Origin of the sequence: Parasphingorhabdus marina DSM 22363 (assembly GCF_900128895.1) — a bacterium.
Classification (GTDB): domain Bacteria; phylum Pseudomonadota; class Alphaproteobacteria; order Sphingomonadales; family Sphingomonadaceae; genus Parasphingorhabdus; species Parasphingorhabdus marina.
Window position 1 is genome coordinate 623,000 of record NZ_FSQW01000001.1, and the last position, 15,824, is coordinate 638,823.

General features: G+C 58.0%; 16 protein-coding genes. 13 read left to right on the top strand and 3 right to left on the bottom strand.

What is annotated here, in order from left to right; all coding sequences use genetic code 11:
- On the top strand, positions 1-300 hold the full coding sequence (locus BUQ90_RS03115) for an antibiotic biosynthesis monooxygenase family protein (RefSeq protein ID WP_074203672.1): 300 nt from the start codon (positions 1-3) through the stop codon (positions 298-300).
- Positions 293-1,015, top strand: coding sequence for a TerC family protein (locus tag BUQ90_RS03120; protein WP_074203673.1), 723 nt, complete (start codon positions 293-295; stop codon positions 1,013-1,015). The genes BUQ90_RS03115 and BUQ90_RS03120 overlap by 8 nt, the downstream gene beginning before the upstream one ends.
- Here the strand turns inward: BUQ90_RS03120 and BUQ90_RS03125 are convergent, their stop codons facing one another.
- The gene (locus tag BUQ90_RS03125; protein ID WP_074203674.1) at positions 1,016-1,417 is read right to left on the bottom strand and encodes a nuclear transport factor 2 family protein; all 402 of its coding nucleotides are present in this window, start codon (positions 1,415-1,417) and stop codon (positions 1,016-1,018) included.
- The gene (locus BUQ90_RS03130; RefSeq protein WP_074203675.1) at positions 1,414-2,112 is read right to left on the bottom strand and encodes a dienelactone hydrolase family protein; all 699 of its coding nucleotides are present in this window, start codon (positions 2,110-2,112) and stop codon (positions 1,414-1,416) included. Before BUQ90_RS03130 ends, BUQ90_RS03125 begins: the two co-directional genes overlap by 4 nt.
- 131 nt (positions 2,113-2,243) lie before the next feature.
- Here BUQ90_RS03130 and BUQ90_RS03135 point away from each other — a divergent pair, with 131 nt between their 5' ends.
- The 10 genes from BUQ90_RS03135 to BUQ90_RS03180 all read left to right on the top strand — a co-directional run bounded on the left by BUQ90_RS03135 (position 2,244) and on the right by BUQ90_RS03180 (position 13,746).
- A complete protein-coding gene (locus tag BUQ90_RS03135) occupies positions 2,244-2,513 on the top strand; it encodes a DUF6489 family protein (RefSeq protein WP_074203676.1) in 270 nt (89 codons plus the stop codon).
- A gap of 20 nt (positions 2,514-2,533) precedes the next feature.
- Complete coding sequence (gene mnmE, locus BUQ90_RS03140; protein WP_074203677.1) at positions 2,534-3,829, top strand: tRNA uridine-5-carboxymethylaminomethyl(34) synthesis GTPase MnmE; 1,296 nt, start codon at positions 2,534-2,536, stop codon at positions 3,827-3,829.
- Positions 3,830-3,911: 82 nt separating this feature from the next.
- A complete protein-coding gene (gene mnmG, locus BUQ90_RS03145) occupies positions 3,912-5,774 on the top strand; it encodes a tRNA uridine-5-carboxymethylaminomethyl(34) synthesis enzyme MnmG (protein WP_074204836.1) in 1,863 nt (620 codons plus the stop codon).
- The gene (rsmG, locus tag BUQ90_RS03150) at positions 5,771-6,388 is read left to right on the top strand and encodes a 16S rRNA (guanine(527)-N(7))-methyltransferase RsmG (protein WP_074203678.1); all 618 of its coding nucleotides are present in this window, start codon (positions 5,771-5,773) and stop codon (positions 6,386-6,388) included. Before mnmG ends, rsmG begins: the two co-directional genes overlap by 4 nt.
- Positions 6,389-6,424: 36 nt before the next feature.
- Positions 6,425-7,207 carry a ParA family protein gene (locus BUQ90_RS03155; protein ID WP_074203679.1) on the top strand — a complete coding sequence of 261 codons (783 nt, stop codon included), beginning with the start codon at positions 6,425-6,427 and terminating at the stop codon, positions 7,205-7,207.
- A complete protein-coding gene (locus tag BUQ90_RS03160) occupies positions 7,207-8,169 on the top strand; it encodes a ParB/RepB/Spo0J family partition protein (protein ID WP_074203680.1) in 963 nt (320 codons plus the stop codon). Before BUQ90_RS03155 ends, BUQ90_RS03160 begins: the two co-directional genes overlap by 1 nt.
- 229 nt (positions 8,170-8,398) lie before the next feature.
- A complete protein-coding gene (locus BUQ90_RS03165) occupies positions 8,399-8,908 on the top strand; it encodes a DUF4402 domain-containing protein (protein ID WP_074203681.1) in 510 nt (169 codons plus the stop codon).
- A 244-nt stretch (positions 8,909-9,152) separates the two neighbouring features.
- The gene (locus BUQ90_RS03170; RefSeq protein ID WP_143182790.1) at positions 9,153-9,995 is read left to right on the top strand and encodes a fimbrial biogenesis chaperone; all 843 of its coding nucleotides are present in this window, start codon (positions 9,153-9,155) and stop codon (positions 9,993-9,995) included.
- 73 nt (positions 9,996-10,068) lie between these two features.
- The gene (locus BUQ90_RS03175) at positions 10,069-12,780 is read left to right on the top strand and encodes a carboxypeptidase-like regulatory domain-containing protein (protein WP_074203682.1); all 2,712 of its coding nucleotides are present in this window, start codon (positions 10,069-10,071) and stop codon (positions 12,778-12,780) included.
- A gap of 75 nt (positions 12,781-12,855) precedes the next feature.
- Positions 12,856-13,746 carry an alpha/beta fold hydrolase gene (locus BUQ90_RS03180; protein WP_074204838.1) on the top strand — a complete coding sequence of 297 codons (891 nt, stop codon included), beginning with the start codon at positions 12,856-12,858 and terminating at the stop codon, positions 13,744-13,746.
- Here the strand turns inward: BUQ90_RS03180 and BUQ90_RS03185 are convergent.
- Positions 13,743-14,672 (bottom strand): diacylglycerol/lipid kinase family protein, encoded by a 930-nt coding sequence (locus BUQ90_RS03185; RefSeq protein WP_159437015.1) that lies wholly within the window; start codon positions 14,670-14,672, stop codon positions 13,743-13,745. The genes BUQ90_RS03180 and BUQ90_RS03185 overlap by 4 nt on opposite strands.
- A 60-nt stretch (positions 14,673-14,732) precedes the next feature.
- Between BUQ90_RS03185 and BUQ90_RS03190 the strand changes: the two genes are divergently transcribed.
- Positions 14,733-15,824: an NAD(P)/FAD-dependent oxidoreductase gene (locus BUQ90_RS03190; RefSeq protein WP_074203684.1), complete on the top strand. Its 1,092-nt coding sequence runs from the start codon at positions 14,733-14,735 to the stop codon at positions 15,822-15,824.

A 15,824-nucleotide genomic window follows, 5' to 3' on the forward strand; every position in this document is an offset into this window, starting at 1 on the left:
ATGATTGTTGAACAGGCCTTGCTCGAGATCAGGCCCGGCCAGTCGCAGGCGTTTGCGAAGGCCATGCAGCAAGCGAGGGGCCTGATTTCGCGACAACCGGGCTTTCAGTCGATCGAGGTCCGTCCGGATTGTGACCGGGAAGATCGTTATCTCCTGCTCGTCTGCTGGGACAGCATCTCCGCGCATCGCGACGGTTTTCGCCAGTCCGCCGAATATCCTGAATGGCGTGACTTGCTTCATCAATTTTATGACCCTATGCCGGTCGTAACCTATTACGGACAATGTATTTTTTATGACTGACCTGCTCGCCATTTTGACTGTTGCCGCTCCTGGACTGGGGTCCCCGGCGGAAATCTGGGCAGCAATCGTTCACGATTTTTCGAATATCACCGAGCCCGGCGCGATGCTGGCCTTTGGTCAGGTTCTGCTGATTGATCTGGTGCTTGCCGGGGACAATGCCATTGCCGTGGGCGCGCTGGCGGCCGGTCTCCCGGCGGATCAGCGCCGCAAGGTGATCATGATCGGTATTGGTGCCGCGCTGGTCCTCCGCATTGTCTTTGCATTGACGGTGAGCTTCCTGCTCGGTGTGATCGGTCTGATCCTGGCCGGCGGTGTCCTGCTGCTCTGGGTGGCCTGGCGGATGTGGCGCGAAATCCGCGAGATTCCGGAAAATCCGGGCTCACCGGAAATTACCGGCGATGAACATAGCGGCATACGTCCCGGCAAAAGCTTCGCCGCGGCCGCCTGGGCGGTCGCGATAGCGGATGTCAGCATGAGCCTCGACAATGTCCTGGCGGTGGCCGGCGCAGCCCGCGAACATCCCGGAATCCTGATCGTCGGCCTGATCATCGCGGTCGCGCTAATGGGCGTGGCCGCCAATTTCATCGCCAAATATATCGAGCGCTACAAGTGGATCGCCTATATCGGTCTCGCCGTTATCGTTTATGTCGCGCTGAAAATGATCTATGACGGGATCCTCGACCCGACACTGGGCGTGATGACGCTGTTTGGGTAATCAACCCTTCATTTTTTCCAGCATCTTGCCCATTTCGTCCCAGACCTTGTTGATCGCTTGCAGCGGGCGGACCATCACTTTGAAATCCTGAATCAGGCCGTCATCATTCCAGGAAATGATGTCGACGCCGTTGACATGGATATCATCCAGCTCGAGCTGGAATTCGAGCATCGCCATGTTCTTCTCGTCGTCAACGATTTCGCGAACGTAGCGAAAGCTGTCATTACCCAGAACTGTGTCCGCCGCGGTCAGATAGGCCATGACGACGGGTTTGCCTTCCTGGGGCGTGTGGACGACTGGCGAGTGAAAAACGGCATCCTCCGCGAGCTGCGCATCAAGTGCTTCCCGGCTCTTGTCGGCCATCCGGTCATGCCAGACTTTCAGATTTTCGCGTGTGCTCATGCAAGATGCTCCTTGAAAAAGGCTGCGGTGCGGCTGTCGGCCAGGTTCGCTGCCGCTTCATCGCGGCGCTGGCCAAACTGGGCGGCGAAACCGTGATCAAGCCCTTCATAGTCGTGCAGCGCAACTTTGGGGTGATCATCCAGTCCGGCATGCATGGCAGCCTGGGCATCAGCGGGCACAAATCCGTCAGCCGTGGGGATATGCAGCATAACTTCATGGGCAATGGCATTTTTCTCACCCAGCAAACCGTCAATCCCCACACCATAATAGCCGACCGAGGCGTTAATGTCGGTTCTCGCTGCCGTCATGAAGGCAAGCCGGCCTCCGAGGCAATAGCCGACACAGCCGACTTTTCCGCCATTTACGCTGTCCCGTGCAAAGTGAATGGCGGCCTCAATGTCGCGAATACCCTGATCCTGGTCAAACTTGCCCATCAGGTCGAGAGCGGTTTCAAATTCTGCCTGAATATCGGCATCCAGATCGGTGCCGTCATTGATCCGCCAGAACAGATCGGGGGCAACGGCGAGATATCCGGCGGCGGCCCATTCATCACATTTCGCCCGGATTCCGGCATTCACGCCGAAAATTTCCTGAATGACAATAATTGCGGCGGTTGGTGTCCCGTCCGGCGCTGCCACGTAGCAGGGAAATTCGCCGTCTCCGCTGAGGGTTGAGATTGCCTGCATATTGCCCATTGTCCGCTTCCTTTGCATCATGACTTGATTATTGCTGCACAATATCCCCATATCCTGTTCAGGCAAGGTGGAACAGCATCTGTTGCGGTGGGGATGGGACTTCGCTTCAACAAAAACCGGAGGAAGTTCAAATGAAAGTAACCGTGGAACTGGATTGCACACCCGAAGAGGCTCGTCGGCTGATGGGTTTGCCGGACGTCGGCAAGCTCAACGAAACCTATGTGAAGGAAATGTCCAAATTCCTGCAAGGTGCGAGTTCGGTGGAACAGCTGCAGAATTTCACCAAGATCATTGCCCCGATGGGCGAGGCGGGGATCAAGATGTTTTCCTCTTTCCTGGGCGGCGCCATGGGCGGTTCTTCCAACGGCAAGAAGCCATCGACATCCAAGAAAAAAGATTAAATATCAAATAGATATAATAAATGTCCGCTGAAGATACGATTTTTGCCCTGTCGAGCGGACAGCCTCCGGCGGCGATTGCGGTGCTGCGCGTTTCCGGTGACCGGGCAAGGGATGTGCTATGCAACCTGACCGGGTCAGTGCCTGATGAACGGCGCGCTTCGCTGGTCCAGGTCCGCGATCCGGACAGCGATGATTTGCTTGATATGGCACTCGCGCTCTGGTTTCCCGGCCCGCACACCGCAACTGGTGAAGACCTGGCCGAACTGCATTGTCATGGCGGCCGGGCCGTGGTTCGCGCGATAGAGTCTGTCCTCTCAAAACAAACCGGTCTTCGGAAGGCCGAGCCGGGAGAATTTACCCGGCGGGCGTTCGCCAATGGCCGGATGGACCTCGCCGAAGCGGAAGGCCTGTCGGATCTGCTGTTTGCGGAAACCGAAATTCAGCGCCGTTCCGCCATGCAAATGGCGGGTGGAAGTCTCTCTCGCCAGGTGGAAGAATGGCAAAAAATGTTGCTGGCACTTTCGGCGCAGGTCGAAGCGGAGCTGGATTTTTCCGACGAAGATGATGTTGTTCCGGCCCAGCTGGAAAAAATCCGACAGTCTACGGGAACACTGGCAACCACGATTGGTGATATCCTGAAACGGCCTCGAACAGAAAAATTGCGCGAGGGAATTCGCGTGGTCCTGGGTGGTCCGCCCAATAGCGGAAAGTCGACATTGCTCAACGCGCTTGTGGACCGGGAAGCGGCGATTGTTTCGGATATCGCTGGCACAACACGCGACGTTATCGAAGTGCCAGTGGCGCTGGGCGGAATTCCGTTCCTGTTTGTTGATACGGCCGGATTGCGGGACGAAGCGGGCGAGGAAATTGAGCAAATTGGCATTGAACGGGCGCACAAGCAATTCGATCAGGCGGATGTGATCCTCTGGCTGGGAGAGGAAGGGCAAGGTCCGGATTCCATGGCGTTGATTGAACTGGCTGCCCGCAAGGATCATCCGGAACATCGCAAGAAGTCATCCGGAGTCCTGGCGCTTTCACCGATCACGGGGGAAGGCATGAATGATCTGGTGGACCTGTTGATTGAAAAGGCGGCAGACCTGCTGCCGGCAGACCAGCAGCTCAGTGTCAACGAGCGGCAGGCCGGACATCTGGCTGCGGTTCACGATCATGTCTCGGACATCGGTACGGAATCAGATTTTCTGATCATTGCGGAAAATCTGCGGCTCGCGCGACAGGAACTGGATGCCCTGACCGGTCGCGCCAGCACCGAGCACATGCTGGACAGCCTGTTCGGAAATTTCTGCATCGGAAAATGATCTGCACTGTTCCACGTGGAACAGGACGATTGGAACGCAGATCATTTTGACCTCCAACCCCGCTTGAGCTATGGGCGGCAGCATGAATCAGGACTTTGATGTCATTGTTGTTGGTGGCGGGCACGCCGGCTGTGAAGCAGCGGCAGTAGCTGCGCGCATGGGCGTGCGTGTGGCGCTGGTGAGCTTTACCCGGGACGGCATCGGGGCGATGTCCTGCAATCCCGCCATCGGCGGCCTGGGCAAAGGACATCTGGTGCGCGAAGTCGACGCATTTGACGGCCTGATCGGGCGCGCTGCGGATGAGGCCGCTATCCATTACCGGATGCTCAACCTGTCGAAGGGAGCTGCTGTGCAGGGACCCCGGGTACAAGCGGATCGCACCCTCTACCGGCGGGCCATACACCGGATGCTGGACGAGCTGGACGGTTTGTCAATAGTCGAAGGCGAGGTGTCTTCTCTGATCCTGAGCGGATACCGGGTAGATGGTATTGTGATGGCCGACGGCACGAAACTGATGGCCCAGGCGGTGATTCTGGCAACGGGCACATTCCTCAATGGCAAACTGTTTCGCGGCGAGGAAAGCGTGGCTGGTGGCCGGACGGGGGAGGCGGCTTCCCTGTCTCTGGGAGAACAGATCCGCGGCGCCGGATTGCCGATCGCGCGGCTCAAGACCGGCACGCCCCCCCGAATCGACGGGCGCACGGTCAACTGGGCCGAATTGCCGGAACAGCCTTCGGACGGCGAAGACTGGACGATGTCGCCAGTGACCAAAAGCCGGACGGTACCCCAGGTCTTTTGTGCGGTTAGCCGGACGAACAAGCAAACCCATGATATTATTCGTGAATCTCTGGACAGATCGCCGTTGTTCAGTGGTGCTATCGACGCGCAGGGACCGCGCTACTGTCCGTCAATCGAAGACAAGATTCACCGCTTTGCCGATCGGGATTCGCATCAGGTATTCCTGGAACCGGAAGGACTGGACACGCATCTCGTCTATCCCAACGGGATCAGCACCTCGCTGCCGCCTGATGTCCAGGAAGCCTTTGTGCGGACCATGTCAGGTCTCGAGCAGGCGGAAATTGTCGTCCCGGGCTATGCCGTCGAATATGACCATATTGATCCCCGGGCGCTGGACCGTTCATTGAAAGTCCGCGATCTGGAAGGCCTGTATTGTGCCGGACAGATTAATGGCACAACAGGATATGAAGAGGCCGCTGCGCAGGGATTGATTGCCGGTATCGGCGCGGCATGTGTCGTGCAAGGCAAGGCTGCGCTCGAACTGGATCGCAGCACCAGCTATATGGCGGTCATGATTGATGATCTGGTCCTTCAGGGTGTGACCGAACCTTACCGGATGTTGACGGCACGGGCCGAATATCGCCTGCGGTTGCGTGCCGACAATGCGACCACCCGACTGAGCCCGGTCGCCAGGGAGCTGGGTTGCCTGGGTCCGGAACGGACTGCATGGTTTGTCAACCGCTCGCGCGAACGTGCGGAGATCCTGCGGATTCTGGAAAAGGACTATGGCTCCGAAGATCTGGCATCTGCCGGCCTTGAGGTGCGCCGCGACGGGACCAGGCAGTCCCTGTTTGCGTGGCTGCGTTTTCCGGATGTCGCGCTTGATCTGTTGAGCCAGATTGAACCGGATCTCTCGGTGTCCTGTTCCCGGCTCCAGGCGGAGATTGAAGAGGATGCGCGCTATGCGCCCTATCTGGAGCGGCAGGAAGCCGAACTCAGGGACTTGCGCGCGAACGAGCAAATCACTCTGGATCCCGCCATGGATTATGGCGCAATTGCCGGGCTTTCGAATGAAATGGTCGAACGACTGAAAGCCGCCCGGCCGGATACACTGGCGGCCGCCTCCCGGGTGCGGGGTGTCACCCCTGCTGCTCTTGCCGCCATATTGGTGCATACCCGGCGGAAAAATGCCCGGAAAGCTGCATGAACGAAGCAGAGGCGCAGGCCTGGCTGCGAGATAATTTTGAGATAGGCGATCGGCAATGGCAGAAGCTGGAGCAATTTCTCGAGATTTTGCGACAGGAAATGGCGCACCAGAATTTGATTTCCAAAGCCAGTGCAGAGCATGTCTGGGCACGTCATGTCGTCGACAGTGCCCAGTTGCTGCTGTACGTCCCCGAACAGATCAGCTCTGGAACATGGCTGGACCTCGGGACCGGAGCCGGCTTTCCCGGAATCATTATCGCCATATTGGGCGGGTTCCACGTGCAAATGGTAGAATCCCGGGCACGGCGTATCGCCTTTTTGCAGCATGTGGTCGACGCGATTGATATAGGCGGTCAAGCAACAGTGCAGGGGAGCCGGCTGGAAGTGATGGAGAGTTTTCCAGTGGATGTCATCAGTGCGAGAGCTTTTGCCCCACTAGGCAAATTGCTTTCACTTTCGCACCGGTTTTCCACAGAAAAGACGCTTTGGCTCTTACCAAAAGGCAAAAATGCGGTAAGGGAATTGCAGGAACTTTCGCCCAGGCGTCGAAAAATGTTCCACGTGGAACAGAGTGTAACCGATGCTGAGGCAGGTATTCTTGTCGGAACTGGCTGAAAACTGCGGTTTCCAGCCGGATAGTGAGGTAAAGACATGGTCCGTATAGCAATTGCCAATCAAAAAGGCGGTGTCGGCAAGACGACCACGGCCATCAATATGGCAACGGCTTTGGCGGCGACGGGATGGAAAGTCCTTTTGATCGACCTGGATCCTCAGGGCAATGCCTCCACCGGTCTGGGTCTCAACCAGAACGACCGGGTCAATAGCAGCTATGACTTGCTGGTTTCCGATATTTCGCTTGAGGAATGTGTCACCCCTACACGGGTTCCGGGGCTGGATGTCGTTCCGGCCACTGTGGACTTGTCGGGGGCGGAAGTGGAGCTGGTGGAGTTTGAGGAGCGCACGCACCGGCTGAAAAAAGCCCTGGATGGCGCTGATATTGACCAGTGGGACATTTGCCTGATCGATTGTCCGCCATCGCTCGGGTTGTTGACGCTCAATGCCATGGTGGCGGTGGAATCCTTGCTGGTTCCGCTGCAATGCGAGTTTTTCGCGCTCGAAGGGCTGAGTCAGCTGCTGCAAACGGTCGAGCGGATCCGCGCGCGGTTCAATCGCGGTCTGTCGGTCATGGGCGTGGTTTTGACCATGTATGACCGCCGCAACAAGCTCACGGAGCAGGTGTCCGACGACGTTCGGGCTTGTTTGGGAAATGTCGTCTTTGATACGGTTATTCCCAGAAATGTGAGGCTTTCGGAGGCCCCGAGCCATGGCTTGCCGGCGCTGATCTATGATCATAAATGTATGGGATCCGAGGCCTATATCAATCTGGCCCGCGAACTGATTTCACGACTGCCGGAACGGAAGGTGGCGGCGTGATGGCAAAAAATGACGAAAATGCACAGGATCGCAAAAAACCGGCCAAAAAGGCAACGGGTCTGGGCAGGGGGCTCAATGCCCTGTTCGGGGAAATGCAGCGCGAAGAGCCGCTTGCAATAGGTCCTGAAGGTGTTGCCGCAAGTGATGCCGGTGCGGCGGAGCGCACCGATGGCCTGCGCATGATTTCCATTTCGGAAATCCGGCCCAATCCTGACCAGCCCCGGCAACGTTTTGACGATGCGGCGCTCGACGAATTGTCTGACAGCATGCGGGAGCGCGGAGTCATTCAACCGATTGTCGTCCGGACTCACGGCAAGCATTACCAGATTGTCGCTGGCGAACGGCGCTGGCGCGCCGCCCAGCGCGCCAGACTGCATCATATTCCCGCCATCGTGCGGCAGTTAAATGATGCCGAAACGCTGGAAATCGCCATTGTTGAGAATGTCCAGCGGCGAGATCTCAATGCGCTGGAAGAGGCTGAAGCTTACGCACGGCTCAAGGAAGATTATGGTCACAGCCAGGCGAAGCTGGCGGAAATTGTTGGCAAGTCGCGCAGCCATATCGCCAATCTGATCCGGCTGCTGGAATTGCCCGAACCGGTGCGCGAGCTGGTTGCCGAAGACAAATTGAGCATGGGGCATGCGCGGGCTCTGGTCAACGCACCGGATGCCACGGAAATTGCTCAAACCATTGTTAAAAAAGGACTTTCAGTTCGCGATACCGAACGACTTGTGCGCAAGGCGCTGGGTGGATCACGGCGCAAGACATCCCGGACATCCGCTTCGAACAGTGAAAATGATGCCGATATTCGCGCCGTTGAAAATCATCTTGGTGACTTGCTGGGGCTAAAGGTCAGCATCCAGTCCAAAGGCGACGGTGGTGCCGGTGCGATGACCATTTCCTATAGCAATCTCGATCAGCTCGACCTGATTTGCCAGCGACTGACCGGCGAACATATCTGAACCGGCAACGTTTCGGAAAATTTGGGCATTTGCCTGTGCTGAACAGAAATGTTGCGCGATGTGACACAGGTTAAGCCAATTTTAACCATGGCTAAGAGCAAAACATTATCCTTTGATCCCCATAAGCATCGCTGAATGTTGGCGTATAGCGACGTTCGGCCAGTGGGTTTGGCTGAATGCACCGTAGGCGCCAGGCATTTGTACAGTAGTGAAAATAGGGACCAGATTTATGTCTAAATTTATCAAAGCCGCTTTGGCTTCTTCCGTTCTTGCCGCCTCCGTCATGGGTGCCGGTGCAGCTCAGGCTGCAACCGCATCTGCTGATGCGCGTGCCAACATCCTTGCCGAAGTAACGCTGACCAACGATGCCGGTACAGCTCTCGACTTCGGTACGATCGTTGTAGATGGCACGGGCGGTGCCGTTGTTGTCGACAATGCCGGCAACCTCAGCAGCTGTGGCGGCGCACTGGTGTGTTCCGGTTCGACCGATGCCGCAGACTTCACGGTTGGCGGAACGGCTCTGGAAACGGTGAACGTCTCCATTCCGGCCAACGTTATCCTGTCGAACGGAACCGACAACATGACCGCTACGCTGACCTCGACGGTCACCGGGGGCGCAGTTGCTCTGGACGGTGCCGGCGCAGCAGCTTTCTCGGTCGGCGGTTCGCTGGCAGTTGGCGGCAGCCAGCCGGATGGTGCCTATACCGGTACCTTCACCGTAACTGCCGACTATCCCTGAATCGGGACAAGTCATTGAATTCATGGGCTGAAACCAGCGCATGATCAAAGCAAGCCCGTCCTGGTTCGTCCGGGGCGGGTTTTGCTTTTGGGGCAGACTGATGGCGCGCGGGAAAACCGGTTTTCTGCCTCATTCGCCGCCATGGTTAGCGCTTTGGTAACCCTCTTTTGCCATAGTCGGCCATGTGGGGATGAGCGCCGTCTGGCCGCTTTATCCGGAACAGGACCAGAAACCGGAGAATATTATGAAAATCAGCAGTCTGAAACGACTGGGCAAAGCCTGTGGGGGCTTGACCCTGGCCATTTGTGCGGGCCTGACAGCCGTCAGTCCAGCCCAGGCAGGCGGGGATCTTTTGGTGGCGCCAACCCGTATCGTTCTTGACGGGCAGCGAGGCACCGAAGTCATCCTGAACAATATTGGTTCTGAGACAGCAACTTACCGCATCTCTCTCGAGCTGCGCCGGATGACGTCGGAAGGCCGGCTGGAAGATGTCACGCCGGAAGAAGCCAATGAGATCGAACAGGCTGCGAAGAGCATGATCCGATATGCGCCGCGCCGCGTGACACTGCCACCCAACCAGCCACAGGCTATCCGCCTGGGCGTGCGTCCGCCCGAAGGACTGGCCGATGGCGAATATCGCGCGCATCTGCTTTTTCGGGCCATTCCCAAAACCCGCAGCGTAACGGCCAAGACGCCGGTCACCGAAGGGTTTTCGATTTCACTGACACCTATTTATGGCGTGACCATCCCGGTGATCATTCGTCAGGGCAATCTCGAGGCTACGGCCGGAATCGCCAATGCCCGCGTTGAAAAACGTGAAAACGGGCATGCATTTGCCTTTGATCTGAGCCGGACCGGCGATCGCTCGACCTACGGAGAGATCCGGGTGGTCAAACAGGGCGAAAGCGAGCCTCTATTGGTTGCCCGCGGCATTGCCGTCTATCCGGAAGTCAATCACCGGACCGTGGCACTGCCGGTGCCGGCGGAAGTGGCGTCCAGGTTGAAGGGACCAGTGTCTGTTGAATATTACGAGCCGGCCAATACCGGGGGCGGTCTGATCACAAAGACGCAGCTGGTCCTGAGATAGGTCTGTTTTTCAAAGACCTGGGCTGACTGCAATACGGCAAGACGCCCGGCTTTGTGACGTGATGAAACAGCGAATGAACATATTCCGTCAGCGAGCCAGGTCGCTGATAACTGCCGCGGGGACCGCTCTGGTCTCGGCGGCTTTGCTGTTTTCTGCGTCGCCATCCCTGGCCAATGGCGGATGGACACCGCATGACGATGATGCGCTGCTGTTTGACCTGCGCTCGGGCCGATACAGCCTTGGCGACGGCATCAGGGGCTATCAGACCAGCAACAGCGTGTGTGTCGACTTTGCCGATGTCATCATGGCGATGGATTTGCCCATCCGGCTCGATAAAAAGTCGCGCCGCGCAACTGGCTGGGTGTTCGCGGAACGCGAAACACTGACCATCGAGCGCGACAGTGCTACGGTACAAAAGGTGAACACGCAAACAAAACTGTCCGCTGGCGATATTTTTGACACGCCAGAGGGCTGGTGCGTGAATGTCAAAACCCTGTCAAGCTGGACCGGCGTGACATTCCGCCCGGACCTGTCCAATGCACTGTTGATCCTTGAAACTGACAGAAAACTGCCATTTCAGCGCGCCATGGAGCGCAAGGAACGGGCCGCAAAGATCCGCCCGCGACGGACTTTCGATCTCGCGAGCCTGCCGCAATCCACGGAGTCCTACAAGATCTGGCGTACACCTTCGGTGGATGTCGTGGCATCTGCCGGCGGCTTGCGCGATAGGCGGTCAGGTCAGGATCTGGACGTCCGATACGAACTGTTTGCGTCCGGAGAGGTCGGGAAAGCCTCCTTTGACGCCCGGTTGTCGTCGGACGACAATGGCGTCCCCGAAAATCTCCGGGTGCGTGCCTATCGCACGGATCCCAAGGGTGAATTGCTTGGCCCGCTGAAGGCAACCCATTTTGCCCTGGGCGATGTCGCCACGGCATCGACCGCGCTGGTGTCCCAGAGCACGGTGGGAAGGGGAGCCCTGGTCACCAATCGGCCGGTGGATCGCCCCGACGCCTTTGACCGGACCAGTTTCCGGGGCGAATTGCCTGCGGGATGGGATGCGGAACTCTATCGCAATGGCCAGTTGCTGGCTTTTGCCGAAAACCGAGCCGACGGCCGCTATGAATTTGTCGATGTGCCGTTGCTGTACGGCCAAAACCGGTTCGAAGTGGTCCTATATGGTCCGCAAGGCCAGGTCCGGCGGGAAACCCAGACGGTTCCAGTGGGTCTCGACTCCATTCCTCCGCGCAAGACCTGGTATTGGGCCGGGGTTCAGGATGCGGGCGAAGACCTGATCCGTCTCGGCAGCAAATTGCCGATCCGCCAGTCCGGCTGGCGCGGCGGTTTTGGCCTGGAACGCGGAATCAACACCAAGACATCTGTTGCGGCATCGCTGTTCAGCCTGCAAATTGACGGCACACGGCGCAATTATCTCGAAGGTTCTGTCCGGCGGGCCGTGGGCCCGACACTGGTCGAGCTGTCGGCCTCTTCGGATCTGGAGAGCGGTACCGCTTTCCGCGGCCAGTTGCTCGGAGAGCTCGGAGAAACCTTCATCACTGCCGAAACCATCTGGGCGCAGGGCGGGTTTGTCTCTGACCGGATAGATCAAAACGTGAACGGAAGACATCGCGTCGCGCTGGATCACAATTTCAAGATCGGCAACAAGATTGTGCCCTTCCACATTGACGCCCAGTATGAAACGAAAACAGACGGAGCGGCTTCACTGGACTTTGTCGGCCGCGCATCCCTGAATTTGCGCCGTTTTTCGCTGACCGGAGAGGTTGCCTGGGAAAAGCAGTTCAGCGCATTTGGACCCGATCCACCGGATATTGTTGAAGCCCGGATGCTGGCGAACGGCCGAATCGGTCGTGTCCGGTTGCGCGGCGAGGCAATATACCGGGTAGCTCCGGAAAAACGTTTCGAACGGGTGAATTTCACCGGCGAATGGCGCGCGGGTGAACGCGCTGACTGGCGCGCAGAGCTGGGCTATGATGCCGGGCTCGATCGCGCGCGCGCAGGAATCGGGATCATCCGGCGATTTGACAAATTCTCGCTCACTGCCAGCGCGGAAGCCGCTTCGGACGGCTCGGTGGCGGCGGGTCTCAATCTCGCATTCAGTCTGGGCCCGGACCCGCGCAACGGCAAATTCCGCTTTTCCAGCAACAAGCTCGCCAGCAATGGCCAGGCGCTGGCAATTGTCTATCGCGACAAAAATGGCGATGGTGTCCGGCAAGCTCATGAAAAACTGGTAGAAAATGTCGAACTGACGGCAGGCCAGACCACGGCACTGACGCCGACCGATGCCAACGGGCGGGCCGTGATCGACAATCTGCAGCCGTTCCGGCCGGTACTGATCGGCATCGACACCAGCAGTCTGAGTGACCCCTATGTCCAGCCGGCCTTGCCGGGTGTCGTTGTAACGCCAAGACCCGGTGTGGCTTCAACAGTGGAATTGCCTCTTGTCAGTGCCGGAGAGGTCGAAGGAACCCTTCGCCGCAAAGGTGGCGGGGTGCTGGCCGGAGTCAGTCTGGAGCTGGTGGATGGCGAAGGCCGGCTGGTACGTTCGACACTTACGGAATTTGACGGATTCTTCCTGTTCGAAGGCGTGCCGTACGGAACCTATCGCGTCCGGATTGAAAAACTGGCTGCCCAGGCGGTCAAGGTATCCGCACAGCTGGGTGCCCAGGCTGTGGTCGACGATGATAACCAGATTGCCCGACTGGGCGTGGTGCAGGCCGGACCTGTCACGATTATTGCCAGCGGCACCGGATCATTGGACCCGCCCTGATCGGTTCTTGTGCAATGTGGCACTTGTGCTACGGTTTTGCTGATATTTTCAACAAGTTTCGATCAGGACCACAGCATGCAGGTTACCGCCAATGGCATCAATATTGAAGTAGAGGATTACGGGAATCCCGACGATCCGGCAATTCTGCTGATCATGGGCTTTTCTGCCCAGCTGGTTTACTGGCCGCTGGATCTTGTCCACGGCCTGGTGGATTCCGGATTCCGGGTGATCCGTTTCGACAACCGGGACGTCGGGCTGTCGCATAAATTTGACGGTATGCGCGCGCCTGGCCCGATCCGTCAGCTCCTGGCGAAAAAATTCTTCCCGGGCAGAAATCTCGCGCCCTATGACCTGCACGATATGGCGGAGGATGCGGTTGGTGTACTCGACGCGCTGGAGATTGAACGCGCGCATATCGTGGGCGCATCCATGGGCGGGATGATCGGTCAGCTGGTGGCGGCCAACCATGCCGAACGGGTGCACAGCTTCACGCCGATCATGTCTTCGACCAATGCACCTGATCTGCCGGGCGCCAATCCGGAAGTGCGCAAGGTTCTGTTCCGTGCCGCAAGAGCGAGGGCCAGAAATCCCGAAGAAGCCCTGGAAAACGGCATTGCCTTTTCGACCATCATCGCCTCGGAAGAGGGCCGCAAGCGGACCGAGGAACGCAAGGAATTGCTGCAACAGGCGATTGATCGCTGTTTTTATCCGCCAGGTACCAGGCGGCAGATGGCTGCAATCATCCAGACCGGCAATCTGCGGCCCCAAACGCGGAAAATTTCGGTACCGACCATGGTGATCCACGGTGCCGACGATCCGCTGATTCCCCACCCTTGCGGCGCGGATATCGCGGCCAATGTCGATGACGCGTCATTCCGGCTGGTCGACGGCATGGGCCACGACCTTCCGCCCAGCAAATTGCCGCATATGGTCGAATTGATCGCCGGACATTGCCGGGCCGCCTAACCCGCCCGGGGCAGGCAATATTCGATCCGGCTTTCGCTCATTTTGATGGCAGACGGAACTGCGCTCACCGGATCACCGTCAACCTGAAATGCTGCCGCGAGGCTGGCAAGGGTATCGGCCTGCAACTCCACCGACTGCGCGGTCATGCTTTCAACATGCGGAAGATTACCCGGATTCCTGCCGCGGGCCACGGACCAGATGAAACGCAAGAATCCCCGGCGTCCAGCGCGGTTGAGCGCAACTAGTTCAAAGCTTTTCCGTCCAAGAGATGCGTCAGGTGACAGCGACCACGGGCCCGCAAAAAACCGGCCTTTGGCAATATAGAATGCCTCGCAGGAGAGAGCGGAGATCTCGCCATTTGTCCGCCGCACTTGCAGATCGAAGCGGTGGCGGGGCCAGCGCAGGAACAGCTGCAGGAAGGATAAGGCATAGGCGATTTTGCCGACACGTTTTTTCAGCCCCGGAGAATGACGGGCCACGGCCACGCCATCCGGACCGGCGCTGAAACAGGCAATCACAGGAGCATGGTCCGTAACCAGAACCGGCTCTGCGAGGCGACCTGCCGGTCCCGCGAGAAATCCTGCCATCACTTCCCGGGCAAACAGTTCGGGATCGCTGGCATAGCCCAGTTCCCGTGCTACGAGATTGACTGTGCCCGCCGGAAAAACGCAAACCGGGATGTTCGCGCCCTGGTTTAACAAGGCGGATATGACCAGGCCCAAAGTGCCATCTCCCCCCGAAATGCAAAGCAGATCACTGTCGGGATGTATTTCTGTGTCTCCGTCAAGCCGGGTTGTGCCTGACGTGACGGAAGCCCCACATGCGGCAAAGGCTTGCGCCAGCATGTTCAGCCGCAATTCGTGATGAGTCCCCGAAGCGGGATTGTGGATCAGCTGCACCTTCATGCTGTCGGAACATGGCGACAATTTGCAGCTGCCGTCAACGATTTAACCAGCTAAGGTAAAACAAAACAGGGAAGGGTGCCCATGACCAAACGGATCACCATTGTCGGCGGCGGCTATGCCGGAACGATGCTCGCCAAGGCGCTTGATAATCGCGCGGACGTGACGTTGATCGAGCCACGCGACAAATGGGTACATAATGTCGCAATGATCCGCGCAATGGCGCAACCGGATCTGCTGGACCAGATCATCATGCCCTATGACGGATTGCTGCAAAATGGCCGGATGGTGCTGGCCCGGGCGAAGTCTTTCCGGGACACCACGACAATCCTGGAAAATGGCGAGGAAATTTCCGGGGACATTGTGGTGGTGGCGACGGGATCACAATATGCCGCGCCCTTCAAGATGCAGGGGGATGACAGTGCGGCATTTCTCAAAAATGTCCGCAAGACCATGACCCGGATCGACAAGGCCGGTTCCATTGCTATTGTCGGCGCCGGTGCGGTGGGTGTCGAGCTGGCTGGCGAGATTGCCGCAGTACGGCCGGAGAAACAGATCACGCTGGTCACGGCAGATAACGGACTATTCCCCGACTATCCGAAAAAGCTGGGACGTTCGATCGCCCGGCAACTTGGCGAGCTGGGAGTCAAGCTGCGGCTGGGGGAACGGATTGCCAAACTGGAGAAAAGCGATCAGCCCTATAAACCGGCAACTGGCAAACTGCTGCTGTCTGACGGCTTCCCGATCAATGTCGATCTGGTCATTCCCGCCATTGGCACCCTGCCGGTTACGGATATCATGAAGTCGGTCGAAGGCGTTGATTTTGCGGAAGATGGCCGGGTCATCGTCGACAAGTGGCTGCGACCGGTACCGCACAATAACCTGTTTGCTATCGGCGATATCGCATCCACCAGTGATACGATGACCATTGTCGGTCTCACGCGACAGGTTGAATGGCTGACCAAAACGCTCAAGGCTGTGATTGGGGGCAAGCCGCTGGACCGCGCCAGACCTTACAAGCCCTGGCCCAAACCGCTGATCCTTCTGCCGCTGGGCGAAGACAAGGGCGCCAGTGCCTTGCCATTCGGCGTGACCGGCCCGTTGCTGACATCAGCCATCAAGGGCCGGAAGCTGTTCATTCCGAGATATCACAAGCAGTTTGACTGGCAGCCCTGA

Excerpts from the sequence above, each read along its gene's own strand:
- rsmG (WP_074203678.1), top strand. The coding sequence starts at position 5,771 with ATGAACGAAGCAGAGGCGCAGGCCTGGCTGCGAGATAATTTTGAGATA.
- BUQ90_RS03175 (WP_074203682.1), top strand. The coding sequence starts at position 10,069 with ATGAACATATTCCGTCAGCGAGCCAGGTCGCTGATAACTGCCGCGGGG.
- mnmG (WP_074204836.1), top strand. The coding sequence starts at position 3,912 with ATGAATCAGGACTTTGATGTCATTGTTGTTGGTGGCGGGCACGCCGGC.
- mnmE (WP_074203677.1), top strand. The coding sequence starts at position 2,534 with ATGTCCGCTGAAGATACGATTTTTGCCCTGTCGAGCGGACAGCCTCCG.
- BUQ90_RS03130 (WP_074203675.1), bottom strand. The coding sequence starts at position 2,112 with ATGGGCAATATGCAGGCAATCTCAACCCTCAGCGGAGACGGCGAATTT.
- BUQ90_RS03160 (WP_074203680.1), top strand. The coding sequence starts at position 7,207 with ATGGCAAAAAATGACGAAAATGCACAGGATCGCAAAAAACCGGCCAAA.
- BUQ90_RS03190 (WP_074203684.1), top strand. The coding sequence starts at position 14,733 with ATGACCAAACGGATCACCATTGTCGGCGGCGGCTATGCCGGAACGATG.
- BUQ90_RS03180 (WP_074204838.1), top strand. The coding sequence starts at position 12,856 with ATGCAGGTTACCGCCAATGGCATCAATATTGAAGTAGAGGATTACGGG.
- BUQ90_RS03155 (WP_074203679.1), top strand. The coding sequence starts at position 6,425 with ATGGTCCGTATAGCAATTGCCAATCAAAAAGGCGGTGTCGGCAAGACG.
- BUQ90_RS03125 (WP_074203674.1), bottom strand. The coding sequence starts at position 1,417 with ATGAGCACACGCGAAAATCTGAAAGTCTGGCATGACCGGATGGCCGAC.
- BUQ90_RS03170 (WP_143182790.1), top strand. The coding sequence starts at position 9,153 with ATGAAAATCAGCAGTCTGAAACGACTGGGCAAAGCCTGTGGGGGCTTG.
- BUQ90_RS03120 (WP_074203673.1), top strand. The coding sequence starts at position 293 with ATGACTGACCTGCTCGCCATTTTGACTGTTGCCGCTCCTGGACTGGGG.
- BUQ90_RS03115 (WP_074203672.1), top strand. The coding sequence starts at position 1 with ATGATTGTTGAACAGGCCTTGCTCGAGATCAGGCCCGGCCAGTCGCAG.
- BUQ90_RS03135 (WP_074203676.1), top strand. The coding sequence starts at position 2,244 with ATGAAAGTAACCGTGGAACTGGATTGCACACCCGAAGAGGCTCGTCGG.
- BUQ90_RS03165 (WP_074203681.1), top strand. The coding sequence starts at position 8,399 with ATGTCTAAATTTATCAAAGCCGCTTTGGCTTCTTCCGTTCTTGCCGCC.